This window comes from Pseudescherichia vulneris (assembly GCF_902164725.1).
GTDB classification, from domain to species: domain Bacteria; phylum Pseudomonadota; class Gammaproteobacteria; order Enterobacterales; family Enterobacteriaceae; genus Pseudescherichia; species Pseudescherichia vulneris.
The window spans coordinates 1,441,983-1,466,019 of the sequence record NZ_LR607338.1 but is presented as its reverse complement, the minus strand read 5'-3'; the positions used below and the strand labels follow the sequence as shown (position 1 = coordinate 1,466,019).

Here is a 24,037-nt window from a genome sequence, read left to right as displayed (position 1 = left end):
GGATCGGCAAGGTCGGCCTGGGTCAGGCGGTCACGGTAGTAGCGATCTACCCATCCATTAAGTTGATTAAAGAGCGCGTCATTCATCATCACCGCTGGGTTAACCGCCTGCCGCTCCGCCTCTGTTAGCACCACGCGCAGACGCAGGCAGGCTGGACCACCGCCGTTAGCCATGCTTTCACGCAGATCGAACACCTTCAGATCGCGGATCGGATTATCCTCTGCCAGCAGGCCGTTGAGATAGTGCCAGACGCCTGCGTGCTCCTGCGACTCCTGGGGCACGACCAGCACCATTGAGCCATCCTTCCGGCTCAGGAGCTGGCTGTTAAACAGGTAGGTCGCCACGGCATTCTTCACCGATACCACCTCCTCCGGCACCTGAATCGCCTGAAATCCTGGCACCCGCTCCGCCAGATGACTCAGCACTCCACACTGCTTAACAAAAGCCCGCTCGTGGCAGAACAGTACCTGACGGTTGCTTACCGCAATCACATCGTTGTGAAACACCCCCTCATCGATGACCGTGGGGTTTTGCTGGGCGAACATCACCCGATCCGGATGAACCTGATTGAGACGCGCTACCGCCTGGCTCGCCTCCAGAGTCTGGCGCGCAGGATAGCGCTCGGGTGCGGCGTGACCATGCTCCTCACGCCCATAGATAAAGAGCTGAAGACCCGGTTCACCGTATTCGCCGCCGAGACGGTTATGGTTTGCCGCTCCCTCGTCGCCAAAGCGCGCCACCTGCGGCAGCGCCGGATGCACGGCGAAGCGTGACTCGTCGCGGAAAATAGCCCGCAGCAGCGCCTCGGTGGTCGGCGCTTCGCTTGAACGGTGGAACTTGTTGTTGAGGTTAGCGACGGTGAGATGCACCCTGCCGTCCATGGCGTCGGCGGAGGGGCAGACCGTCGCCGCGTTGGCGACCCACATGGATGAGGCCGAGCTGGCCGCCGAAAGCAGCTCCGGCGTCTGCGCTGCCGCTTTAGCTACCACCTGCTCATCGCTGCCGCTGAACCCCAGCTGGTGCAGCACCGCGACGTTGGGCCGCTCCTGCGGCGGGATCACCGCTTGAGGAAAGCCCGCGTCGCTTAGCGCCTTCATCTTCAGCAGGCCCTGCTTCGCCGCCAGCTTCGGGTTGGATACTTGATTACGGTGCTTTGTCGACGCCTCGTTACCAAACGAAAGCCCGGCATAGTGGTGGGTCAGCCCCACCAGGCCGTCAAAGTTTACCTCGTGCGCCGTCATGCTCCCTCCTCCGGCATAAAGTGCAGCCCAGGACTGAGCGTCTCTGGCAGGGTCAAGCTGGGTGACTCCAGGCTGGCCATCGGCCACGCACAGTAGTCGGCGGCGTACCAGGCGCTGGGGCGATAATTGCCCGACGCCCCGATACCGCCAAAGGGTGCGGTGCTTGCCGCGCCGGTTAGCGGCTTATTCCAGTTAACGATCCCAGCCCGCGCCGCCAGCAGCAGCGCGTCAAATTTTCCGCGATCCGCCGAGACCAGGCCGCAGGCCAGCCCGTAGCGGGTGGCATTCGCCAGCGTAACCGCCTCTTCCCAACTATCGTAGCGCCAGACGCCCAGCAGCGGGCCAAATACCTCCTCGTCCGGTACGTCCGCGACGCCGGTGAGATCGATAATGCCCGGACTGAGCAGCGACGTTCCGGCCTTGAGTCGCTTCGGTGCCAGCAGGGTCCTGCCACCGCGTGCCTCATGGGCCTGCCAGGCCTGGTAAACCTGCTCGGCGGCCTGCTCAGAGATCAGCCCGCCAATAAAAGGCTGCGGCTCGGCGTTCCAGCTACCAGGCGCGATACGGCCTGCAACCTCGACCAGGCGGGCAAGGAAGGCGTCACCCTCCGCGCCGCGCTTCACCAGCAGGCGACGGGCGCAGGTACAGCGCTGGCCCGCGGTGATAAACGCTGACTGGATGGTCAGATGCACGGCGGCATCGCGGTCCGCGATATCATCTACGATCAGGGGATTGTTTCCTCCCATCTCAAGGGCGAGGATCTTCTCCGGCTGACCGGCCAGCTGGCGATGCAGCTGGTAGCCGGTGCTGGCGCTGCCGGTAAAGAGCAGACCGTCCAGATCCGGCAGGTTGCTCAGGGCCTGGCCGGTTTCGCGCCCGCCCTGCACCAGGTTGAGCACGCCAGCGGGAAGGCCCGCCTGCTCCCAGAGCTTCACCACTGCCTCGCCGCTGTGCGGCGTTAGCTCGCTGGGCTTAAATACCAGCGTATTGCCCGCCAGCAGGGCGGGAATGATATGCCCGTTGGGGAGATGGCCCGGGAAGTTATAGGGCCCAAAAACGGCCAGCACGCCGTGGGGTCGATGGCGCAGGGTTGCCGCACCGTCTGCCATTTCCGTCTGCTGCTCGCCGGTTCGCACATGCCATGCCTTCACAGAGATGGCGGCCTTGTTAATCATCGCGCCCACTTCGGTCGCCGCTTCCCAGCGCGGCTTACCCGTCTCCCGGGAAATGATCTCCGTCAGCGCGCCTTTATTCTCCTCCAGCAGCGCGGCAAATTTTTCCACCACGGCCTGACGGGCAGCAAAAGGCTGCGACGCCCAGCCGGGAAACGCAGTACGAGCGGCCCGGCATGCCATGGTCACCTGCTCGGCATCGGCATCATTCCCCTGCCAGAGCCGATCGCCATTTACCGGATCCTGCTTCTCACGCAGAGCGCCCTGACCGGTCACCCAGTCACCGTTAATCCATAAGCTCATACTGTTTTCTCCTCGGCGCAAAGGCGTACCAGGCGAACCTTGTCGCCCGGCTGGCATTTAAGGACGTCCAGCTGGGCGGCGCTCAGCACCAGCTGCTCGGTATCGGGATTAGCGGTCACCAACATGACGCGAAACTGCTGGTACTGCTCGTTAGCGACCATGCACAGAGGCCACTCCCCTGGTGCGGGCTGCCCTTCAGCCACCTCCACCAGGCGGCTTTTGCGAATGGCGCGCACCCGGTCAATATCACACTCCAGCGTCGGCCCGCCGTCGAAAATGTCGATATAGTTCCGGTAGCGAAAACCCTCTTTCTCCAGCACGGCGCGCGCCGGGGCAGTTTGCGGATGCACTTCCCCGATCACCGCCTGCGCTTCTGCCGACAGGAACTGGGTATAGATCGGATGCTTGGGCATCAGCTCGGCAATAAACGCTTTCTGCCCGATGCCGCACAGGCGATCGGCCCGGCTGAAGGACATAGAGAAGAAGGTGTTGCCCAGGCTGTCCCAAAACGGCGAGTAGCCATCCTCGCTGATCACGCCGCGCATCTCCGCCACCACTTTTTCGTTGAAGCGGTCGCGAAACGCGGCCATGAACATAAAGCGCGATTTAGAGAGCAGATAGCCGTTGCCCTCCTTCCGCCACTCAGGATCGAGAAACAGGGTGCACAGCTCGCTGCTGCCGGTATGGTCGTTGCTTAAAAACAGCGTAGGCAGTGCGTTGTAGACGTTGAGCTCTTTAGAGGCATGCACCAGAGTTCCGACGCGGTAGTTGTACCAGGGATCATTCAGGCCGACCGCAACCTCAATGGCACACACCCCGGCCACCGTGCCGCTGTCGGTATCTTCCAGCACAAACAGATAGCCCTGCTCGCTTTTCGGCAGCTCGCCCAGCCAGGTCTGTCGCGCCCGCGTAATACGCGCCGCCAGCGTGGCCTCGTCGGCAGGCAGCGAAGTTAGCCCGCCGCCGGTTTTTCCCGCCAGCTGCATCAGGGCGGGCAGATCGCTATGCTCAATCGGACGGATCACCATCATGTTGCGTACCCCGCAAGAAATCGTTCGCAGGCGCGGGAGAAGCGTTCCATACCCGTGCGGATCTCCTCCTCGCTGATATTCAACGCCGGGGCGACGCGCACCACGTTGCCCCCAGCGATCAGTATCATCGCACCCTCTTCGGCGGCTAGCTGGGCGATCTGCTTGGCTTTACCGGCCCAGGCGGGATCCAGCTCGCAGCCAATGAGCAGGCCGATGCCGCGGATCTCTTTAAACAGCGCTAAACGGGCATTAATAGCCTGGAGCTGCTCGACGAATGCCTGCTGGCGCTGCTTCACACCGTCCAGGAAGGCTTTGTTATTGACGTTATCCAGCAGCTCTCCCGCCACAGCAGCGGCCAGCGGATTGCCGCCGTAGGTGGTCCCGTGCGTGCCAACGGTCATCACGCTGGCGTACTCGTCCCGCGTCAGCATCGCGCCAATCGGGAAACCGCCCCCAAGGGCTTTGGCCGTAGTCAACACGTCGGGCGTAACGCCGTAGTGCATATAGGCATACAGCTCACCGGTGCGCCCTACACCCGTCTGCACTTCGTCGAAAATCAGCAGCGCGTTATGGCGATCGCACAGCTCACGCAGCGCCTGTAAAAACTCTGCTTTCGCAGGCACTACGCCGCCTTCGCCCTGAATAGGTTCAACGAGCACGGCGCAGGTATCATCGTTAATTAACGCCTGAGCGGAGGCGATGTCATTGAACACCGCATGGTGGATAGCCGGTGGCAGCGGAGCAAAATCCTGTGAGTAGGCAGGCTGGCCCCCCGCGCTGACGGTAAACAGCGTCCGGCCATGGAAAGCATTTTTAAAGGCAACGATGCCGCTCTTCTGCGCACCATAGCGATCGTGCGCGTATTTACGCGCCAGCTTGAGCGCCGCCTCGTTGGCCTCCGCGCCGGAGTTACAGAAGAAGACCCGGTCGGCAAAGGTGGCGTCAATAAGGCGTTTTGCCAGCCGCAGCGCTGGCTCGTTGGTGTAGCCGTTGCCGGTATGCCAGAAGCGGGCCGCCTGCTCGCTCAGGGCGCGACACAGCCCCGGATGGGCATGGCCTAAGGCGTTAACGGCAATGCCGCCAGCAAAATCGATATACTCTTTCCCCTGCTGATCCCACAGGCGGGAACCCTCACCGCGAACGGGAATAAAAGGCGCAGGGGCGTAAACCGGCAGCATCCACTCATCGAAACTCTCACGCGTAACGGGCAAAGACATAGCCACCTCATCAGGTAAATGAAAAGTTGTTAATATGTTAATTATTGTGAACATTGGCCCTGTGAATGTAGGTTGCACGCATCGTGCCAGCCAGCGATAAAAATGCATAACGCTGGAGCGGTAACGAAATATCAATAAGTTACAGCAGATCGCTATGCACTTAAATTGCATATAAAGTGAATAATATTGGTAAGAAGGCCGATGGCGGTGTCTGAGAGCAGCAGATTTATGCAGGTATAAAATTTAATTCTGGAAGTGTGATCGCAAGCGAAACTTACCGCCATTGTGTGCCCCGGCGCGGTGCAGACTGCCCTTTTTTAGGGCGTAATACGCATAAAAAATCCAGGGCGGATACGCTGCGATTTTTCTGTTAACATCTGGGCTTACTTATTGCTATGTGGCAGACAATATGAAATTTGTTTCTTTTAATATCAACGGGCTGCGTGCGCGCCCCCATCAGCTGGCGGCCATCGTAGAGAAACACCAGCCGGACGTGATTGGCCTGCAGGAGACAAAGGTTCACGACGATATGTTCCCGCTCGAAGAGGTTGCGAAGCTGGGCTACAACGTCTTTTATCACGGGCAGAAAGGGCATTACGGCGTGGCGCTGCTCACCAAAGAGACCCCTGTCTCGGTGCGCCGTGGCTTCCCCGGTGACGACGGTGAAGCACAGCGTCGGATCATCATGGCGGAGATCCCCTCGGCCCTCGGCAATATCACGGTGATCAACGGCTACTTCCCACAGGGCGAGAGCCGCGACCATCCGACAAAATTCCCGGCCAAAGCGAAGTTTTATGCCGATCTGCAGAGCTATCTTGATAACGAGCTGCAGAAAGATAGCCCGGTGCTGATCATGGGCGATATGAATATTAGCCCTACGGATCTCGATATTGGCATTGGCGAAGAGAGCCGCAAACGCTGGCTGCGCGGCGGCAAATGCTCTTTCCTGCCGGAAGAGCGTGAGTGGCTGGGTCGCCTGCTGGAGTGGGGCCTGGTGGATACCTTCCGCCACGCGAATCCAGAGACGCAGGATCGCTACTCCTGGTTCGACTACCGCTCCAAAGGGTTCGATGACAACCGCGGGCTGCGTATCGATCTCCTGCTGGCCAGCCAGTCACTGGCGAGCCGCTGCCAGGAGACGGGCATCGATTACGATATCCGCAGCATGGAGAAACCCTCCGACCATGCGCCGGTATGGGCCAGCTTTACGCTCTGAGTTGGACAAAGGTAACGCCGGGTGGCGGCTACGCCTTACCCGGCCTACAGCTCGCTACACCTACTCCCGAACCCGCCGCCAGACCAGCGGGTTAGTGCTCAACGTGCGCTCGTCGCGCTGGCACTGGAGCAGGACGCCTTCCGTCTTGATCACGGCCCCCTCCGAATAGTTCCGATCTTCATAGATACAGCACAGATTACAGGGCTGCGGGCGCTGCCCACCTGAGCTAAACACTTCCGGCGGGACGTTTACCTCCACGTCGGGGCGGATGCGGTCGGCCTGTGCACCGGCGGATAAAAGTCCAAGCAGAGCAATCACGTAACGGTTCATCGACGAATTTCCTTTTTTATGCTGATTATCACTATAACGGTAAACCGTGCCGGTTCCTTTAATTTGTCTCCCCATCGTTTTTAGTTATGACTCAGGCCCGCTTATAAATTTCCCTTAGCGGATTAACTTTTCGCTTGCCTGGCAAAGCGGTGCGGGTGGTATAGTCGAAAACGATGCTAAAACGCGCACACAACACACATAATTTATTATAAGAGGAACTTATCTCTATGGATCAGGCACGCTCTCTGGAATCATTTCTAACCCATGTCCAACGCCGCGACCCGCATCAAAGCGAGTTTGCTCAGGCCGTTCGCGAGGTGATGACCACCCTCTGGCCTTTTCTTGAGGCAAATCCGCGCTATCGCCACATGTCGCTGCTTGAACGCCTGGTAGAGCCGGAGCGTGTGATCCAGTTTCGCGTCGTGTGGGTCGATGATAAGAATCAGGTGCAGGTGAACCGCGCCTGGCGCGTGCAGTTTAACTCAGCCATCGGCCCGTTTAAGGGCGGTATGCGCTTCCACCCCTCGGTGAACCTGTCAATTCTGAAGTTCCTCGGCTTTGAGCAGACCTTTAAAAATGCCCTCACCACCCTGCCGATGGGCGGTGGCAAAGGCGGCAGCGATTTCGATCCCAAGGGCAAAAGCGAAGGCGAAGTCATGCGTTTCTGCCAGGCGCTGATGACCGAGCTGTACCGTCACCTGGGGCCAGATACCGACGTGCCTGCGGGCGACATCGGCGTCGGCGGTCGTGAGGTGGGCTTTATGGCGGGGATGATGAAAAAGCTCTCCAACAACAGCGCCTGCGTCTTTACCGGCAAAGGGCTCTCTTTCGGTGGCAGCCTGATCCGCCCCGAGGCGACCGGCTATGGCCTGGTGTACTTCACCGAAGCAATGCTCAAACGTCACGGCCTGAGCTTCGAAGGGATGCGCGTGGCAGTCTCCGGCTCCGGCAACGTGGCGCAGTACGCTATCGAAAAAGCGATGGAGTTTGGTGCCCGCGTGGTGACCGCCTCCGACTCCGGCGGTACCGTGGTGGATGAAGCGGGCTTTACAGCGGAGAAGCTGGCGCGCCTGTGCGAAATTAAAGCCAGCCGCGATGGCCGCCTTGCCGACTACGCCCGTGAGTTTGGTCTGGTCTGGCTGGAAGGCAAGCAGCCGTGGTCCGTGCCGGTGGATATCGCCCTGCCGTGCGCGACCCAGAACGAACTGGACGTCGATGCGGCCCGCCAGCTGATCGCCAACGGCGTGAAGGCAGTGGCGGAAGGCGCGAATATGCCTACCACCATTGACGCCACCGATCTGTTCCTTGAGGCGGGTGTGCTCTTTGCGCCGGGTAAAGCGGCCAATGCGGGCGGGGTCGCCACCTCTGGTCTGGAGATGGCGCAGAACGCCGCGCGTCTGGGCTGGAAGGCTGAGAAAGTGGATGCCCGCCTGCACCATATCATGCTGGATATTCACAATGCCTGCGTGGAGTACGGCGGAGAAGGCAAACAGACCCACTACGTGCGTGGGGCAAACATTGCCGGGTTTGTGAAGGTGGCCGACGCGATGATCGGCCAGGGTGTGATTTAAGTTTCGGCTTGCCCGGTGGCGCTACGCTTACCGGGCTTGCGGCGAGTGAATTTCTTCTTATCGCCGCCCGGCGCAACAATCCCTTTAAACTGGCGAACCGGCGTGCTGCGCGCCTGATCGATCAGCTGATACAGCGTGCCCACCAGCGGCTGCATAAAGTCCTGGTAGCGGCACTGCTTCTCGCTGATCTGCGTCAGGACCGACTCCCAGTGGGCGGTCATGTCCGGCCTGGCGGCCATCTCCGGTAGGGAGTGGATCAGCGCTCGTCCCGCATCGGTAGAGAGAATGCTCCGCCCCTTCTTATGCAGAAAACCGCGTTTAAAGAGCAGCTCAATAATTCCGGCGCGGGTCGCTTCCGTCCCTAGTCCATCGGTAGCGCGCAGGATCTTCTTCAGATCCTTATCCTGCACGAAGCGCGCGATCCCGGTCATCGCCGAGAGTAACGTCGCATCGGTAAAGGGCCGCGGCGGCTGCGTCTGACGCTCAACCACCTCACCCTTCTCACACAGCAGCTCATCGCCCTTCTTCACCACCGGCAGCGGCGTGCCGTCGTTCTCTTCATCACGCTCTTTATTGCCGAGCAGGGTTCGCCATCCGGCCTGGGCCAGAAAACGCGCCTTCGCCAGGAACTTACCGTTGGCGATATCCAGCTCAATCTCACACTTGCGGAACACCGCGTCCGGGCAGAACTGCATTAGATACTGACGAGCAATCAGGCCATAGACCTTCGCTTCATGGTCGTGCAGGTTTACCGTACTGCTGCGCGCCGTGGGGATAATAGCGTGGTGGGCATCGACCTTTTTATCGTCCCAGCAGCGGTTACGCCGATCCATATCCACCACCGGCTGCGGCAGCAGATCCGCGGCATGGACGCCAATGGCCTTCATGACGGAATGGCGTCCGGCGAAGTGCTCCTCTGGCAGATAACGGCTGTCGGAGCGTGGATAGGTGATCAGCTTGTGGGTCTCATAGAGCTTCTGGCAGATATCCAGCACGTTCTGCGCGCTCAGCCCGAAACGCTTTGCCGCCTCAATCTGTAACGAGGAAAGCGAGAACGGCAGCGGCGCGGGCTCCGACTCCTGCTTGTCGTTATAGCGAGTGACGTGAGCGGGCTGGCCGGAGATGCGTTTAACTACGTGCTCCGCCAGGGTCCGGTTGAGCAGCCGCCCCTCCTCATCCTGATGCGGCTCGCAGGCCTCGCTCGGCTGCCAGAGCGCGGTAAAGCGCTCCTCTTTTGGCGTAACGATATGCGCCTTGACCTCAAAGAAATCTTTGGCGACAAAGTTCTCGATCTCTTCATCGCGGCGCACCACCAGCCCCAGCACCGGGGTCTGGACGCGCCCTACCGAGAGCACGCCCTGGTAGCCCGCGTTGCGCCCCAGCAGCGTCCAGGCGCGGGTCATATTGATGCCGTAAAGCCAGTCGGCCCTTGCCCGCGCCAGCGCCGAGACGCAGAGCGGAATAAACTCGCTGTTGGCGCGCAGGCGGCCAATGGCCCGCTCTACCGCCTGCGGGTTGAGATCGTTAATCAAACAGCGCTGGACCCGCTGACGCTTCTCCACCGGGAGCTGGAGATAGTCGAGCACCTCATCCACCAGCAGCTGGCCCTCGCGATCCGGGTCACCGGCGTGGATAATCTCGCTGGCCTCGCCGAGCAGACGCTTGATCACGTTGATCTGCTTGGTGACCGAGGCGCGCGGCTGCAGCTGCCACTTCTCCGGCACGATAGGCAGATCCGCCAGGCTCCAGCGGGCGTAGCGGCTGTCATAGACATCCGGCTGCGCCTGCTCAAGCAGGTGACCGATGCACCAGGTCACCACCTGGCCGTTGCCACACTCGATATAGCCGTCGCCCTTGCGGTGCGGCTTTGGCAGCACGTCGGCAATGGCGCGGCCCAGGCTGGGTTTTTCGGCAATAAACAACCGCATTGCTTAAATAATCTCAATCATTGGGCGACCTGCACGGGCCGTCACCAGCTCGCCGATGGCGCTCAGGGAGATATCAAACTCGGCAGCGGTGGCTTTTACCTCCTCCTCTGCCTCCGGCGAGACCGCTAATAGCAGACCGCCGGACGTTTGCGGATCGCAGAGCAGATCCCGCCATGCCTGCGGCATAGGCCCCATCAGGTGACCGTAGCTGGTAAAGTTGCGCTGCGTACCGCCCGGTACCGCGCCCTTAGCAATATACGCTTCTACGCCGGGCAGCTTGGGCACCGCCTCATAGCTTACCTGCGCCTGCACGCCCGCCCCCTGGCACACCTCGCTCAGATGGCCGAGCAGGCCAAAGCCGGTAACGTCGGTCATGGCTTTCACCCCAGGGATGTTAGCAAAGGCCGCGCCAGCGATGTTCATCTGGCACATGACGTCCCGGGCTAGCCCCTGGTGCTCCGGCTGCAGCAGCGATTTTTTCTCTGCGGTGGTCAGGACGCCAATCCCCAGCGGCTTGGTCAGGAACAGCTTGCACCCGGCCTCGGCGGTGCTGTTTTTCTTCACCCGCGCGGTCGGCACAACGCCGGTGACCGCCAGGCCAAAAATCGGCTCCGGTGCGTCAATGGAGTGGCCCCCGGCCAGTGCAATTCCCGCCTGCTGGCAGGCAAAGCGCCCTCCCTCGATCACCTCCCGGGCGATCTCCGGCGGCAACGTGGCGATCGGCCAGCCGAGGATCGCGATCGCCATGATCGGTTTACCGCCCATGGCAAAAATATCGCTAATGGCGTTGGTAGCGGCGATGCGGCCAAAGTCGAAGGGATTATCCACGATTGGCATAAAGAAATCGGTGGTGCTAATGACGCAGGTCCCGTTACCGAGATCGTACACCGCCGCGTCATCCCGCGTCTCATTGCCTACCAGCAGGTTCGGATCGACAAATTTCGCCTGCTCGCTGTGCAGGATAGTCTCCAGCACCTTTGGCGAAATTTTGCACCCGCAGCCTGCCCCGTGGCTGTACTGTGTTAAACGAATAGCCTGCTCGCTCATGGACATCTCCTGTCAATCGGTTCCTGACTCATTAATAGCGCTATGGTAGCGCTTAGAAATAGCGGACGAAAGGGGATGTGTCCGGGATGCTTACCGTGGTAGCGGCTTTCAGCTGCGGCGTCCCAAGGTAGAGGAAGCCCACGATCTGATCCTGCTCGCGGCACGCTAGTGCTTCGCGCACCACCGGGCTGTCGGTCAACGGCCCGCTGCGCCAGATGCCATTAAAGCCCTGCGCCTGTGCCGCCATCTGCATCGCCATGACCGCGCAGCCTGCGGAGAGAAGCTGCTCCCAGCGCGGCACTTTCGGATGCGCTTCACAGTGCGCGACCACCGCAATGATGAGTGGAGCACGAAACGGCGCGCTACGGGCCTTGTCGATACCTTTCTCATCCTGTCCGGCCTCGGTGGCCGCCTGGGTCAGGAGCTGGCTAAAGCGCTCGCGCCCTTCCCCCTCCACGATGAAAAAGCGCCACGGCTGCAACGTGCCGTGGTCCGGCGCACGCATGCCAGCGCGCAAAATATTTTCCAGCATCTCGCCTGCCGGTGCAGGTTCAGCCAGCCGGGAGGCGCTACGACGGTTAACGAGCAGTTCAAGTGCGTCCATGAGTTAACTCCTGTCATCAAATTTGGGCATAAAATTAACATGCGCGGGAACTTTGTTACAGCGTCGACGGTGATTCCTGCTGACAAGAGGCCGTCGGGTAATTAGGATAACCGCACATTCCCGCACGGGGTGCGGTGGTTGTTAAACAGGTTAGGGAGAAGACATGCGAACCCTTTGGCGTATTATTGCCGGATTCTTTAAATGGACGTGGCGAGCGCTCAATTTTGTGCGCGAACTGGTGTTCAACATTTTTTTCATCTTGTTGATTCTGGTAGGCGTCGGCATCTGGATGCAGCTGAGCTCAGGCCCGGCTGAGCATACCAGTCGAGGGGCATTGCTTCTTGATATCACGGGCGTGGTGGTGGACAAGCCCTCCAGCAGCAGCAAGCTCAGCGCGCTGGGTCGCCAGCTGTTTGGCGCGAGCTCAGACCGCATGCAGGAGAACTCCCTGTTTGATATCGTGGAGACCATCCGTCAGGCGCAGGCCGACCGCAATATTACCGGGATTGTCCTCGATCTGAAAAACTTTGCCGGGGCCGATCAGCCCTCAATGCAGTACATCGGTAAGGCGCTGAAGGCGTTCCGCGATAGCGGCAAGCCGGTCTACGCCATCGGGGATAACTACAGCCAGGGGCAGTACTATCTTGCCAGCTTTGCCAATAAAGTGTGGCTCTCCCCGCAGGGCGTGGTGGATCTGCACGGCTTTGCCACCAACGGTCTCTACTACAAGTCCCTGCTCGACAAGCTGAAGGTTTCGACCCACGTTTTCCGCGTCGGTACCTATAAGTCGGCCGTTGAGCCGTTTATCCGTGACGATATGTCCCCCGCCGCGCGGGAAGCGGACAGCCGCTGGATTGGCGAGCTATGGCAGAACTATCTGGGCACGATTGCCGCTAACCGCCAGATCACTCCGCAGCAGGTCTTCCCTGGTGCGCAGGGCGTGCTGGATGGCCTGAGCAAAGTCGGCGGTGATACCGCCAAATACGCGCTGGACAACAAGCTGGTGGATACGCTGGGCAGCAGCGCCGATGCGGAAAAAGTGCTGGTCAAACAGTTTGGCTGGAGCGATGAGGATAAAAACTATCGCGCCATCAGCATGTATGACTATCCGCTGAAAAAACCGAGCGAGGTGGGCAGCAGCGTGGCGGTGATCTTTGCCAACGGCGCAATCATGGATGGGGAAGAGACGGCGGGCAACGTCGGCGGCGACACGACGGCCTCGCAGATCCGCGACGCCCGTATCGATCCTAATGTTAAAGCCATCGTCCTGCGGGTTAACAGCCCTGGCGGCAGCGTTAGCGCCTCAGAGGTGATCCGCGCCGAACTGGCCGCAGCGAAAGCGGCGGGCAAACCGGTGGTGGTCTCCATGGGCGGTATGGCGGCATCGGGCGGCTACTGGATCTCGACCCCGGCCAACTACATCGTGGCTAACCCCAGCACGCTCACCGGCTCCATCGGTATCTTCGGGGTGATCAACACCGTTGAGAAGAGCCTTGATGAGCTGGGCGTCCACACCGACGGCGTGGCAACCTCCCCGCTGGCGGATGTCTCGGTCACTAAAGCCCTGCCACCGCAGGTGCAGCAGCTGATGCAGCTAAGCATCGAGAATGGCTATCAGCGCTTTATCTCCCTGGTTGCGCAGGCGCGTAAATCAACGCCGGAGCAGGTAGACAAGATTGCTCAGGGCCACGTCTGGACCGGTGAGGATGCGAAAAACAACGGTCTGGTGGATGCGCTGGGTGACTTTGACGATGCCGTGGCGAAAGCCGCCGAGCTGGCGAAGCTGAAGCAGTGGCACATCGAGTACTACCAGGACGAGCCGACCTTGCTGGCCCGCATGATGGACGGCTTCTCCGGTGAGATCCGCGCCATGCTGCCGCAGGCCTTGCAGGCCTATCTGCCTGCCCCGCTGGCCGCAGCGGCGGATACGGTAAAAGCCGAGACCGATAAGCTGGCGGTATTTAACGATCCGCAAAGCCGCTACGCGTTTTGCCTGACCTGCGCCAACATTCGATAACCCATCTCCCCCCTTCACCGGGGGGATTTTCTTTGCGGTACAAGAACTGACAACCATGCAAAAAAAATCAATTTACGTCGCCTACACCGGCGGGACCATTGGTATGCAGCGCTCAGAGCAGGGCTACATTCCAGTCTCTGGTCACCTGCAACGCCAGTTGGCGCTGATGCCCGAGTTCCATCGGCCGGAGATGCCGGACTTTACGATCCACGAATACGATCCGCTGATGGACTCGTCGGATATGACTCCGGAAGACTGGCAGCATATCGCGGACGATATCAAAGCTAACTACGATCGCTACGACGGCTTTGTCATTCTGCACGGCACCGACACCATGGCTTTCACCGCCTCGGCGCTGTCGTTCATGCTGGAGAACCTTGGCAAGCCGGTAATTGTGACAGGGTCACAAATACCCCTCGCCGAACTGCGCTCGGACGGGCAGATTAACCTGCTCAATGCCCTCTACGTGGCGGCGAACTTCCCGATTAACGAAGTGACGCTGTTCTTCAACAATCGTCTGTTTCGCGGCAACCGCACCACCAAGGCCCACGCGGACGGCTTTAACGCCTTTGACTCCCCTAACCTACAGCCGCTGCTGGAGGCCGGGATCCATATTCGCCGCCTCGGCAACCCCGGTGCGCCGCGCTGTAACGGCGAGCTGATTGTTCACCGCATCACCCCCCAGCCTATCGGCGTGGTCACGATCTATCCCGGGATCTCGGCCGACGTGGTGCGCAACTTCCTGCGTCAGCCGGTGAAGGCGTTGATCCTGCGCTCCTACGGCGTAGGCAACGCGCCGCAGAACGGCGAGTTTCTCCGAGAGCTGGAGGCGGCCAGCGCGCGCGGCATTGTAGTGGTCAATCTCACCCAGTGCATGTCTGGCAAGGTGAATATGGGCGGCTATGCTACCGGCAACGCCCTGGCGCATGCGGGGGTCATTGGCGGTGCGGACATGACGGTTGAAGCGACCCTGACTAAGCTACACTGGCTGTTGAGCCAGGATCTGGACGCCGACGCCATTCGTCAGGCGATGACCCAGAACCTGCGCGGCGAGCTAACCCCGGACGAATAAGGAGCCTGTGATGACGCAACGAGCACTCTTGCTGGTGGATATACAGAACGATTTCTGCGCCGGTGGTGCGCTGGCGGTGCCGGAGGGCGATAGCGTAGTGGACGTGGCTAATGCGCTGATCGACTGGTGCAAAGCCCGTGGCGATACGGTGATAGCGAGTCAGGACTGGCACCCGGCCGATCACGGCAGCTTCGCCAGCCAGCACGGCGTAGAGCCCTATACGCAGGGAACGTTGGACGATCTACCCCAAACCTTCTGGCCCGATCACTGCGTACAGGGAAGCGAAGGGGCTGAACTGCATCCCCTGCTTCAGCAAAAAGCCATCGACGCGGTTTTTCACAAGGGTGAAAACCGGACTATCGACAGCTACAGCGCCTTTTTCGACAACGGCCATAAGCAGAAGACCGGCCTGGATGCCTGGCTGCGCATGCGCGGCGTCACCGAGCTTATCGTGCTGGGTCTGGCCACGGACTACTGTGTGAAGTTTACCGTACTGGATGCCCTACAGCTGGGCTATCAGGTTAACCTGATTACCGACGGCTGCCGGGGAGTCAATATTGGCAAGCAGGATAGTGCCCAGGCGTTTATGGACATGGCGTCCGAGGGGGCGACGCTCTATACGCTGGCAGATTGGGTAGAGACGCACGCCTAATTATTGCCCGGTAGCGCTACGCTTACCGGGCGTTTACCAACGCATTACTTGAATGTCGCGATCGGTTTGGGCGCGATGCCAAACTCCTCTTTTAGCTGCTGTTTGCTCTTCGTCACCATCTGACCGTTAGTGTCAATGGTCATATGCTGCGCATCGGTGTTGTGACGCGCCTGCCAGAGCATGACCAACTGGAGGCTGTTCTCTTTCTGCTCCGGGGTCAGCGCCACGCCATCGGGCCATTTCCCAGTCTCAACTGCGGTCGCCAAACGCTGATACACCTCAGGCGTCATGCTGGCGACAAGCTCATTAATTTCCATCGTTCACCCGCTCTCGTGGAATAATTTGCTGAATCGATTCTCTAGCCTTTAATTTGCTCGCCATCGGCCTCATCATTGAAGCTCAGGGAGGCTGAATTCACGCAGAAACGCTCTCCTGTCGGCTGCGGACCATCCGGGAAAACATGGCCTAAATGAGCGTCACAATTGCCGCAGCGGATCTCAATTCGCTGCATGCCATGTGAGTAATCGTTAAGATAACGGATCGCATTTTCACTCACCGGCTCGTAGAAGCTCGGCCAGCCACAGCCGGAGTCATATTTGCTCTGGGAGTTGAACAGGGCAGCATCGCATACCAGGCAGTGGTAAACGCCTTCGCGCTTGTTATGCAACAGCTTACCGCTAAACGGCGGCTCTGTACCGTGGTTTTGCGTCACATAAAACTGCATTTCAGTAAGGCTGTTTTTCAGGTCATCCTGAGAGGATTCATTAGCCATATGCTTGCTTCTCGCTATAGGTTCATTTACATCTTTTATCTGATTCTAACAAAACATTAACAGTGGCGTCCTGACTTTTGTTCTAAACTTAGGCGGTGCGAAAATGTAGCGGAGGAATTGTGATCTATTTCACGTTTTTATCCTGCGTGCCCTTTAAAATCCACGCCGGCGGCCCCATACGGGTTGTAGCTGATTGGAATAGTGAGACGACGTCGCCGCGCAAAGGTTATGCACAGGATTGATTTGTCGCAATGATTGACACGATTCCGCTTGACGCTGCGTAAGGTTTTTGTAATTTTACAGCCAACCTTTTATTCACTAACAAATAGCTGGTGGAATATATGACTATCAAAGTAGGTATCAACGGTTTTGGCCGTATCGGTCGCATTGTTTTCCGTGCTGCTCAGGAACGTTCTGACATCGAAATCGTTGGCATCAACGATCTGTTAGACGCTGACTACATGGCGTACATGCTGAAGTATGACTCAACTCACGGTCGTTTCAACGGCACCGTTGAAGTCAAAGACGGCCATCTGGTTGTTAACGGCAAAACCATCCGTGTTACCGCTGAAAAAGACCCGGCTAACCTGAAATGGGACGAAATCGGCGTTGACGTTGTTGCTGAAGCTACCGGTATCTTCCTGACCGACGAGACTGCTCGTAAGCACATCACTGCTGGCGCGAAAAAAGTTGTTCTGACCGGTCCGTCTAAAGACAACACCCCGATGTTTGTTAAAGGCGCTAACTTTGACAAATACGAAGGTCAGGACATCGTTTCTAACGCATCCTGCACCACCAACTGCCTGGCACCGCTGGCGAAAGTTATCAACGACAACTTCGGCATCATCGAAGGCCTGATGACTACCGTTCACGCGACTACCGCTACCCAGAAAACCGTTGATGGCCCGTCTCACAAAGACTGGCGCGGCGGCCGTGGCGCGTCCCAGAACATCATCCCGTCCTCTACCGGTGCTGCTAAAGCAGTAGGTAAAGTACTGCCAGAACTGAACGGCAAACTGACCGGTATGGCGTTCCGCGTTCCGACTCCGAACGTATCCGTTGTTGACCTGACCGTACGTCTGGAAAAAGCAGCGTCTTACGAAGAGATCAAGAAAGCCATCAAAGCCGCTTCTGAAGGCGACATGAAAGGCGTTCTGGGTTACACCGAAGATGACGTTGTATCCACCGACTTCAACGGCGAAATCTGCACTTCCGTGTTCGATGCCAAAGCAGGTATCGCACTGAACGACAACTTCGTTAAACTGGTCTCCTGGTACGACAACGAAACCGGCTACTCTAACAAAGTACTGGACCTGATTGCTCACATCTCCAAATAAGATGTGACACTCAACTTAAGAGCGACTTCGGTCGCTCTTTTTTTTGGCTTAAGACAGAGGATTGAGAAACGAATATGATTAATAAAATTTTTGCTCTTCCGGTAGTCGAAAACATTACCCCGGTGATTTCCCGCCGTCAGCTGGACGAGCTAGAGTTGATTGTCATCGATCACCCACAGGTGAAAGCCTCTTTTGCCCTGCAGGGCGCGCATCTGCTGTCGTTTAAACCGGCAGGCGAAGAGGAGGTGCTGTGGCTGAGCGACAATACGCCGTTTAAAAATGGCGTGGCGCTGCGCGGTGGCGTTCCGGTGTGCTGGCCGTGGTTTGGCCCGGCGCAGCAGCAGGGTCTGCCCGCTCACGGTATCGCCCGCATCCTGCCGTGGACGCTTACCGCCCATAACGAAGATGAGAACGGCGTAGTGCTGACCTTTGAACTGCAAAGCAGCGACGCGACCCGTGAACAGTGGCCGCACGATTTCACTCTCTTTGCCCGCTTTAAGCTCTGCCAGAGCTGTGAGATTGAGCTGGAAGCCCACGGCGAGTTTGAGACCACCTCCGCCCTGCACACTTACTTTAACGTGGGCGACATCAGCGCGGTGAAGGTGAGCGGCTTGGGCGATCGCTTTATCGATAAGGTAAACAACGCTCAGGAAGATGTCCTGGCCGACGGCGTGCAGACGTTCCCGGACCGTACCGACCGTGTTTATCTGAACCCGGAAGCGTGCAGCGTCATCCACGACGGCGCGCTGAATCGCACAATTGACGTGATCCATCACCATCACAGCAACGTGGTAGGCTGGAACCCAGGCCCGGCGCTCTCTGTCAGCATGGCCGACATGCCGGACGACGGTTATAAGACCTTTGTTTGCGTGGAGTCTGCCTGCGTGACCGCCCCGCAGAAAACCACCGAAGAGAAGCCGTCCCGCCTGGCGCAAACTATTCGCGTAAACAAGCGTTAATCAGTAAACACGCTATGCCCTCTCACCCAGAGAGGGCAACTTTTCCTATACCACATCCAGCGGCGTTTTGTGTCCCGGTGCCGGAAAGGCACGATCGAGCTGGTTCAGCTCATCTTCGGTCAGGTTTAACTCAAGCGCGGCAGCGTTCTCCTTAACATGCGTAACGCTCGCGGCTTTCGGGATCGCCATAACGCCTTGATGACGAATAACCCATGCCAGCAGCACCTGTGCGGCGCTTACGCCATGTCCGTGGGCGATCTCCCGAACGGTAGCATTTTCCAGCAGGCCATCGCGCAGGCGTCCGGCCTGAGCCAGCGGACTGTAGGCCATCACCGGCAGAGAGTGCTGCTGGCACCAGGGCAGCAGATCGAACTCAATGCCACGGGAAGCGAGATGATACAGCACCTGATTGGTAGTGCAGGCTTGACCGCCTTCAACGCGCCACAGCGCCTGCATATCGCTATAGTCCAGATTGGAGACGCCCCAGCGGCGAATTTTACCCTGGCGGATCAGGGTCTCCATCGCCTCTACCGTTTCGGCCAGAGAGTAGTTACCCCGCCAGTGCAGCAGATAGAGATCGAGATAGTCGGTGCCGAGACGGCGCAGGCTGGCTTCACAGGCGGCAACTGCCTTTTGGCCTCCCGCATTCCACGGGTAGACTTTCGACACCAGAAACACCTCGTCGCGCCTGCCCATAATGGCTTCGCCTACTACCACCTCTGCGCCACCGTCGGCGTACATTTCAGCCGTGTCGATGAGGGTCAGGCCGAGGTCCAGTCCAGCGCGAAGTGCTGCCACCTCGTTTTGCCGCTGACGGGGATTTTCACCCATATACCAGGAGCCCTGCCCAATTGCGGCCAGCGGCTGGCTGTCGGCAAACTGCACACGTTTTTCTGTCATGGTTTCCTCCTGGGTTATTTCCCTGAAAAAATTGCCCTGAAATGATTGCCCTACCGTAAAACAAACAGGGCGCAAGCGCCCTGTTGATATGTCTGGATCGTGCACATGGAATGCACAACGATTTGAGTATGAGCGTTAGAAGCTGTAAGTCACACCGGTAGAGAAGATCCCGGCCCAGGACTTATCAACCATTGGGCTGTCTTTGATCTCATCACCCAGACGGGTATAGCGACCAATGCCATATACGCTCCAGCTATCGTTCAGCTGGTAGCTGGCGCTCAGCTCCAGGTATGGACTCCAGTCGCTGTCCGGATCGTAGGTACGCAGACCGCTGCTACGAGACTCATGACCCGAGACGCCGTAGTAGTATTCGTTCTGGTTTTCGCTACTCCACTCAGCACCAATCCCCGGCGTCAGCGTCAGGCCACCGTTGGTGTAGCGGTAGAGCCAGGCCAGATCCCAGCTGATACCGTTGCTGTTATCCAGCGTGTCGCCAGCCAGCGAGGTGCGTAAAAAACCATACTGGGTGTTATGCACATAAGACAGACCCGCCATCAGCGTAGATTTACGCTTATCGAGCTGGCGCAGCTGCCAGTCATCACTGTCTTTTGGCCGGAAGTGGAACGGATTGTAGTAAGCCGTAACAGAGAGCTTATCGCTCTCATCATTCCAGAGATAGTAGCCGCCGCCGAGGCCGTGGAACCAGAAGTTCTCGCCTTCGTAGTTGATCACCGGGACGGGGGCGACATCGCGATCGTAATCTTTATAAGGCGTCTCAAGCACACCGACACCCGCGCCAATCGACCAGGGGCCCGCTGCGTTTGCCGTTGCGGCACATGATGCGATAAATACACCAAGCGCCAGAAGTTTGAGTTTGGTCACAATCCTTTCCTTCCTGTAGTCAAATAATCAGCGGGAGCAGTGTAACCGCCCGCCTCCGTCATCCCAAATTTTTTCACTGATTATTATATAACTGAACGCAACAGCATGCTTTTTTAGCATGACAACCTGCTTACGGATAAATGACAGAGAGATGAATCGTCTGCACCACCCTTTATCTATAAAGAAAATAAATTCAGATGAGTTATTGATATGTCATTGAAATTAGATTTGCGTCCAATGCAAGTTTTGCAAATGCCATCTACGCTTAATTTTAAGAAGGTGTATCGCGGGCGCGTTAACTGCTGGCGTTCACAACCTGGCATAAGGGTTGCTGCATTCCGGTGCTGAAGTAGAGCTAGCGTCGTTCAGCTTATCTCTTCCGGGAGCCTCCACTATTCATATGAACGGCTCTTTTCTTGTGCTAAAACGAAAGGACGGCATGCCATGAATATATTCGATCACTATCGCCAGCGTTATGAAGCTGCCAAGGACGAAGAGTTCACCCTGCAGGAGTTTCTCACCATTTGCCGCCAGGATCGCAGCGCCTATGCAAACGCGGCAGAACGGCTACTGATGGCTATCGGCGAGCCCGTGATGGTAGATACTGCTCTGGAGCCCAGGCTTTCCCGTCTATTTTCGAATCGGGTTGTCGCACGTTACCCAGCGTTTGAAGAGTTTTATGGCATGGAGGATGCCATTGAGCAGATTGTTTCCTATCTGAAACACGCCGCACAAGGGCTGGAAGAGAAGAAACAGATCCTTTACCTGCTGGGACCGGTCGGCGGCGGTAAATCCTCCCTTGCTGAACGCCTCAAAGCCCTGATGCAGCGCGTGCCCATCTACGTGCTGAGCGCCAACGGCGAGCGTAGTCCGGTTAACGATCACCCTCTGTGCCTGTTTAACCCGCAGGAAGATGCGCAGATCCTTGAGAAAGAGTACGGCGTTCCGCGCCGCTATCTCGGCACGATTATGTCCCCATGGGCGGCTAAGCGCCTGCATGAGTTTGGCGGCGACATCACTAAGTTTCGCGTCGTGAAGGTATGGCCGTCCATTCTGGAACAGATCGCCATTGCGAAAACCGAGCCCGGCGATGAGAACAACCAGGATATCTCCGCGCTGGTGGGTAAAGTGGATATCCGCAAACTGGAAAACCACGCCCAGAACGATCCCGACGCCTACGGCTACTCCGGCGCGCTGTGCCGTGCCAACCAGGGCGTTATGGAGTTCGTCGAGATGTTTAAAGCGCCTATTAAGGTGCTGCATCCGCTGCTGACGGCAACCCAGGAGGGGAACTATAACGGTACGGAGGGGATCTCCGCCCTGCCGTTCAACGGGATTATCCTCGCGCACTCGAACGAATCCGAGTGGGTGACGTTCCGTAACAACAAGAACAACGAAGCCTTCCTTGACCGCGTTTATATTGTGAAGGTGCCCTACTGCCTGCGCATCTCGGAAGAGATCAAAATTTACGAGAAGCTGCTTAACCACAGCGAGCTGACGCATGCGCCTTGCGCGCCGGGAACGTTGGAGACGCTCTCCCGCTTCTCTATTCTCTCGCGCCTGAAAGAGCCGGAAAACTCCAGCATCTACTCCAAAATGCGCGTTTATGATGGCGAGAGCCTGAAAGACACCGATCCGAAAGCGAAGTCCTATCAGGAGTATCGGGACTACGCCGGAGTAGATGAAGGGATGAACGGTCTGTCGACGCGCTTCGCGTTCAAAATCCTCTCACGGGTCTTTAACTTTGACCACGCAGAGGTCGCCGCCAACCCGGTCCACCTCTTCTACGTGCTGGAGCAGCAGATTGAGCGTGAGCAGTTCCCGCAGGAGCAGGCTGAACGCTATCTTGAGTTCCTCAAAGGCTACCTGATCCCGAAATATGCCGAATTTATCGGCAAAGAGATCCAGACGGCCTACCTGGAATCCTACTCCGAGTACGGTCAGAACATTTTTGACCGCTACGTGACCTATGCGGATTTCTGGATCCAGGATCAGGAGTATCGCGATCCGGATACCGGCCAGCTGTTTGACCGTGAATCCCTGAACGCCGAGCTGGAAAAAATCGAGAAGCCTGCCGGGATCAGTAACCCGAAAGACTTCCGCAACGAGATCGTCAACTTTGTGCTGCGCGCCCGCGCCAATAACAGCGGCCGCAATCCGAACTGGACTAGCTACGAAAAACTGCGCACGGTTATTGAGAAGAAAATGTTCTCGAACACCGAGGAGCTGCTGCCGGTGATTTCGTTTAACGCGAAGACCTCTACGGATGAGCAGAAGAAGCATGACGATTTTGTTGACCGGATGATGGAGAAAGGTTACACCCGCAAACAGGTGCGCTTGCTGTGCGAATGGTATCTGCGCGTTCGTAAATCGTCCTGATAGCCCGGAGCCCGGCGGCGCGTTGCTTGCCGGGCCTACAAAAGATGCGAACCGTAGGCCGGATAAGCGCAGCGCATCCGGCTTTACGCCGCAGCATAAAGTTGGCAAATGCAGTACGGGGGGCTTATGACCTGGTTCATCGACCGGCGTCTTAACGGCAAAAACAAGAGCACGGTTAACCGCCAGCGTTTCTTGCGCCGTTATAAATCGCAAATCAAGCAGTCGATCTCCGAGGCGATCAACAAGCGCTCGGTGACCGACGTAGAGAGCGGCGAGTCCGTCTCTATTCCTTCAGAAGATATTAGCGAACCGATGTTCCACCAGGGCCGCGGTGGCCTGCGCAACCGCGTACATCCGGGGAACGATCACTTTGTGCAAAACGACCGTATCGAACGTCCGCAGGGCGGTGGCGGCGGTGGCGGCAGCGGCCAGGGTCAGGCAAGCCAGGACGGCGAAGGCCAGGATGAGTTTGTTTTTCAGATCTCTAAAGATGAGTATCTTGACCTGCTGTTTGAAGATCTGGCCCTGCCGAACCTGAAAAAGAATCAGCATCGGCAGCTTAACGAATACAAAACGCATCGCTCGGGTTACACCTCCAACGGGGTGCCAGCCAACATCAGCGTAGTACGCTCGCTGCAAAACTCTCTGGCACGCCGGACGGCGATGACGGCGGGTAAACGACGCGAGCTGCGAGCGCTGGAGGAGGATCTCACTACCGTATCTAAGAGCGAGCCGGTACAGCTGCTGGAAGAGGAGCGGCTGCGCAAGGAGATTGCCGAGCTGCGGGCGAAGATTGAACGCGTGCCTTTTATCGACACCTTTGACCTGCGCTACAAGAACTATGAGAAACGTCCAGAGCCTTCAAGCCAGGCGGTGATGTTCTGCCTGATGGACGTCTCTGGTTCGATGGATCAGGCTACCAAGGATATGGCCAAGCGTTTCTATATTCTGCTCTATCTCTTCCTGAGCAGAACCTATAAGAACGTAGAGGTGGTCTATATCCGCCACCACACGCAGGCTAAGGAGGTCGACGAGCATGAGTTCTTCTACTCACAGGAGACCGGGGGTACGATTGTCTCCAGCGCCCTGAAGCTGATGGATGAGGTGGTTAAGGCGCGCTACGATCCGGCGCAGTGGAACATCTATGCGGCACAGGCGTCGGATGGCGATAACTGGGCTGATGATTCACCGCTGTGTCATGAGATTCTGGCGAAAAAAATATTGCCGGTAGTGCGCTACTACAGCTATATCGAGATCACCCGTCGGGCGCATCAGACCCTCTGGCGTGAGTATGAGCACCTGCAGGCGACGTTTGAGAACTTTGCAATGCAGCATATCCGCGATCAAGAGGATATTTATCCGGTGTTCCGGGAGCTGTTCCATAAACAGACCTCGGATTCCCATAGC

The 24,037-nt window shown here is 58.0% G+C and carries 21 protein-coding genes; 9 read left to right on the top strand and 12 right to left on the bottom strand.

Annotated elements, in window-relative coordinates; translation table 11 throughout:
- The 4 genes from astB to FN633_RS06060 all read right to left on the bottom strand — a co-directional run.
- Positions 1 to 1,241 (bottom strand): N-succinylarginine dihydrolase (gene astB, locus FN633_RS06075; protein WP_154058840.1); only part of this gene is annotated, 1,241 nt, incomplete at its 3' end.
- Positions 1,238 to 2,716, bottom strand: coding sequence for a succinylglutamate-semialdehyde dehydrogenase (gene astD, locus FN633_RS06070; RefSeq protein WP_154057097.1), 1,479 nt, complete (start codon positions 2,714 to 2,716; stop codon positions 1,238 to 1,240). The genes astB and astD, both read right to left, overlap by 4 nt.
- A complete protein-coding gene (gene astA / locus FN633_RS06065) occupies positions 2,713 to 3,747 on the bottom strand; it encodes an arginine N-succinyltransferase (protein ID WP_154057096.1) in 1,035 nt (344 codons plus the stop codon). The genes astD and astA overlap by 4 nt, the downstream gene beginning before the upstream one ends.
- Entirely contained in the window at positions 3,744 to 4,964 is a 1,221-nt protein-coding gene (locus FN633_RS06060) for an aspartate aminotransferase family protein (protein ID WP_154057095.1), read from the bottom strand. The genes astA and FN633_RS06060 overlap by 4 nt, the downstream gene beginning before the upstream one ends.
- Before the next feature lie 409 nt (positions 4,965 to 5,373).
- On the opposite strand from FN633_RS06060, the gene xthA reads away from it, so the two are divergent.
- Positions 5,374 to 6,180, top strand: a complete 807-nt coding sequence (gene xthA / locus FN633_RS06055; RefSeq protein ID WP_154057094.1) for an exodeoxyribonuclease III — start codon at positions 5,374 to 5,376, stop codon at positions 6,178 to 6,180.
- Between the two features lie 60 nt (positions 6,181 to 6,240).
- On the opposite strand, the gene FN633_RS06050 is transcribed toward xthA, so the two are convergent.
- The gene (locus FN633_RS06050; RefSeq protein ID WP_154057093.1) at positions 6,241 to 6,510 is read right to left on the bottom strand and encodes a DUF1496 domain-containing protein; all 270 of its coding nucleotides are present in this window, start codon (positions 6,508 to 6,510) and stop codon (positions 6,241 to 6,243) included.
- A gap of 227 nt (positions 6,511 to 6,737) precedes the next feature.
- Here FN633_RS06050 and gdhA point away from each other — a divergent pair, with 227 nt between their 5' ends.
- The gene (gene gdhA / locus FN633_RS06045) at positions 6,738 to 8,081 is read left to right on the top strand and encodes an NADP-specific glutamate dehydrogenase (RefSeq protein ID WP_154057092.1); all 1,344 of its coding nucleotides are present in this window, start codon (positions 6,738 to 6,740) and stop codon (positions 8,079 to 8,081) included.
- On the opposite strand, the gene FN633_RS06040 is transcribed toward gdhA, so the two are convergent.
- The 3 genes from FN633_RS06040 to FN633_RS06030 are packed head-to-tail and all read right to left on the bottom strand — an operon-like array spanning position 8,078 to position 11,660.
- Positions 8,078 to 10,009 carry a DNA topoisomerase III gene (locus FN633_RS06040; protein ID WP_154057091.1) on the bottom strand — a complete coding sequence of 644 codons (1,932 nt, stop codon included), beginning with the start codon at positions 10,007 to 10,009 and terminating at the stop codon, positions 8,078 to 8,080. The two genes, gdhA and FN633_RS06040, sit on opposite strands and share 4 nt — an antisense overlap.
- Positions 10,010 to 10,012: 3 nt before the next feature.
- Positions 10,013 to 11,056, bottom strand: a complete 1,044-nt coding sequence (selD, locus tag FN633_RS06035; RefSeq protein WP_154057090.1) for a selenide, water dikinase SelD — start codon at positions 11,054 to 11,056, stop codon at positions 10,013 to 10,015.
- 52 nt (positions 11,057 to 11,108) lie between these two features.
- Complete coding sequence (locus tag FN633_RS06030) at positions 11,109 to 11,660, bottom strand: NAD(P)H nitroreductase (RefSeq protein WP_154057089.1); 552 nt, start codon at positions 11,658 to 11,660, stop codon at positions 11,109 to 11,111.
- Between the two features lie 163 nt (positions 11,661 to 11,823).
- On the opposite strand from FN633_RS06030, the gene sppA reads away from it, so the two are divergent.
- From sppA to pncA, 3 genes are read left to right on the top strand one after another with little or no spacing between them, the layout of a single operon-like run.
- Positions 11,824 to 13,677: a signal peptide peptidase SppA gene (sppA, locus tag FN633_RS06025; protein WP_154057088.1), complete on the top strand. Its 1,854-nt coding sequence runs from the start codon at positions 11,824 to 11,826 to the stop codon at positions 13,675 to 13,677.
- Between the two features lie 55 nt (positions 13,678 to 13,732).
- Positions 13,733 to 14,749 carry an asparaginase gene (gene ansA / locus FN633_RS06020; protein ID WP_154057087.1) on the top strand — a complete coding sequence of 339 codons (1,017 nt, stop codon included), beginning with the start codon at positions 13,733 to 13,735 and terminating at the stop codon, positions 14,747 to 14,749.
- A 10-nt stretch (positions 14,750 to 14,759) separates the two neighbouring features.
- Positions 14,760 to 15,401, top strand: coding sequence for a bifunctional nicotinamidase/pyrazinamidase (pncA, locus tag FN633_RS06015; protein WP_154057086.1), 642 nt, complete (start codon positions 14,760 to 14,762; stop codon positions 15,399 to 15,401).
- Positions 15,402 to 15,445: 44 nt separating this feature from the next.
- On the opposite strand, the gene FN633_RS06010 is transcribed toward pncA, so the two are convergent.
- Positions 15,446 to 15,718: a YeaC family protein gene (locus tag FN633_RS06010; RefSeq protein WP_154057085.1), complete on the bottom strand. Its 273-nt coding sequence runs from the start codon at positions 15,716 to 15,718 to the stop codon at positions 15,446 to 15,448.
- 41 nt (positions 15,719 to 15,759) lie between these two features.
- Entirely contained in the window at positions 15,760 to 16,173 is a 414-nt protein-coding gene (msrB, locus tag FN633_RS06005; RefSeq protein WP_042392943.1) for a peptide-methionine (R)-S-oxide reductase MsrB, read from the bottom strand.
- 341 nt (positions 16,174 to 16,514) lie between these two features.
- Here msrB and gapA point away from each other — a divergent pair, with 341 nt between their 5' ends.
- Together gapA and FN633_RS05995 are read left to right on the top strand one after the other, a co-directional pair.
- Positions 16,515 to 17,510 (top strand): glyceraldehyde-3-phosphate dehydrogenase, encoded by a 996-nt coding sequence (gene gapA, locus FN633_RS06000; protein WP_042392940.1) that lies wholly within the window; start codon positions 16,515 to 16,517, stop codon positions 17,508 to 17,510.
- A gap of 74 nt (positions 17,511 to 17,584) precedes the next feature.
- Positions 17,585 to 18,469: a D-hexose-6-phosphate mutarotase gene (locus FN633_RS05995; RefSeq protein ID WP_154057084.1), complete on the top strand. Its 885-nt coding sequence runs from the start codon at positions 17,585 to 17,587 to the stop codon at positions 18,467 to 18,469.
- Between the two features lie 45 nt (positions 18,470 to 18,514).
- On the opposite strand, the gene FN633_RS05990 is transcribed toward FN633_RS05995, so the two are convergent.
- Complete coding sequence (locus FN633_RS05990) at positions 18,515 to 19,369, bottom strand: aldo/keto reductase (protein WP_154057083.1); 855 nt, start codon at positions 19,367 to 19,369, stop codon at positions 18,515 to 18,517.
- Positions 19,370 to 19,504: 135 nt separating this feature from the next.
- Complete coding sequence (locus tag FN633_RS05985) at positions 19,505 to 20,251, bottom strand: MipA/OmpV family protein (protein WP_154057082.1); 747 nt, start codon at positions 20,249 to 20,251, stop codon at positions 19,505 to 19,507.
- Positions 20,252 to 20,695: 444 nt separating this feature from the next.
- Between FN633_RS05985 and yeaG the strand changes: the two genes are divergently transcribed.
- Together yeaG and FN633_RS05975 are read left to right on the top strand one after the other, a co-directional pair.
- Entirely contained in the window at positions 20,696 to 22,630 is a 1,935-nt protein-coding gene (gene yeaG / locus FN633_RS05980; RefSeq protein WP_042392928.1) for a protein kinase YeaG, read from the top strand.
- 126 nt (positions 22,631 to 22,756) lie between these two features.
- A partial coding sequence (locus tag FN633_RS05975; RefSeq protein ID WP_154058839.1) for a YeaH/YhbH family protein occupies positions 22,757 to 24,037 on the top strand: 1,281 nt, incomplete at its 3' end.

Bases quoted from the DNA above. Each gene is read 5' to 3' on its own strand.
- msrB (WP_042392943.1), bottom strand. From the start codon at position 16,173: ATGGCTAATGAATCCTCTCAGGATGACCTGAAAAACAGCCTTACTGAA.
- gdhA (WP_154057092.1), top strand. From the start codon at position 6,738: ATGGATCAGGCACGCTCTCTGGAATCATTTCTAACCCATGTCCAACGC.
- xthA (WP_154057094.1), top strand. From the start codon at position 5,374: ATGAAATTTGTTTCTTTTAATATCAACGGGCTGCGTGCGCGCCCCCAT.
- FN633_RS06060 (WP_154057095.1), bottom strand. From the start codon at position 4,964: ATGTCTTTGCCCGTTACGCGTGAGAGTTTCGATGAGTGGATGCTGCCG.
- FN633_RS05990 (WP_154057083.1), bottom strand. From the start codon at position 19,369: ATGACAGAAAAACGTGTGCAGTTTGCCGACAGCCAGCCGCTGGCCGCA.
- yeaG (WP_042392928.1), top strand. From the start codon at position 20,696: ATGAATATATTCGATCACTATCGCCAGCGTTATGAAGCTGCCAAGGAC.
- sppA (WP_154057088.1), top strand. From the start codon at position 11,824: ATGCGAACCCTTTGGCGTATTATTGCCGGATTCTTTAAATGGACGTGG.
- FN633_RS06030 (WP_154057089.1), bottom strand. From the start codon at position 11,660: ATGGACGCACTTGAACTGCTCGTTAACCGTCGTAGCGCCTCCCGGCTG.
- gapA (WP_042392940.1), top strand. From the start codon at position 16,515: ATGACTATCAAAGTAGGTATCAACGGTTTTGGCCGTATCGGTCGCATT.
- selD (WP_154057090.1), bottom strand. From the start codon at position 11,056: ATGAGCGAGCAGGCTATTCGTTTAACACAGTACAGCCACGGGGCAGGC.
- ansA (WP_154057087.1), top strand. From the start codon at position 13,733: ATGCAAAAAAAATCAATTTACGTCGCCTACACCGGCGGGACCATTGGT.
- astD (WP_154057097.1), bottom strand. From the start codon at position 2,716: ATGAGCTTATGGATTAACGGTGACTGGGTGACCGGTCAGGGCGCTCTG.
- FN633_RS06040 (WP_154057091.1), bottom strand. From the start codon at position 10,009: ATGCGGTTGTTTATTGCCGAAAAACCCAGCCTGGGCCGCGCCATTGCC.
- astA (WP_154057096.1), bottom strand. From the start codon at position 3,747: ATGATGGTGATCCGTCCGATTGAGCATAGCGATCTGCCCGCCCTGATG.
- pncA (WP_154057086.1), top strand. From the start codon at position 14,760: ATGACGCAACGAGCACTCTTGCTGGTGGATATACAGAACGATTTCTGC.
- FN633_RS06050 (WP_154057093.1), bottom strand. From the start codon at position 6,510: ATGAACCGTTACGTGATTGCTCTGCTTGGACTTTTATCCGCCGGTGCA.
- FN633_RS05995 (WP_154057084.1), top strand. From the start codon at position 17,585: ATGATTAATAAAATTTTTGCTCTTCCGGTAGTCGAAAACATTACCCCG.
- FN633_RS06010 (WP_154057085.1), bottom strand. From the start codon at position 15,718: ATGGAAATTAATGAGCTTGTCGCCAGCATGACGCCTGAGGTGTATCAG.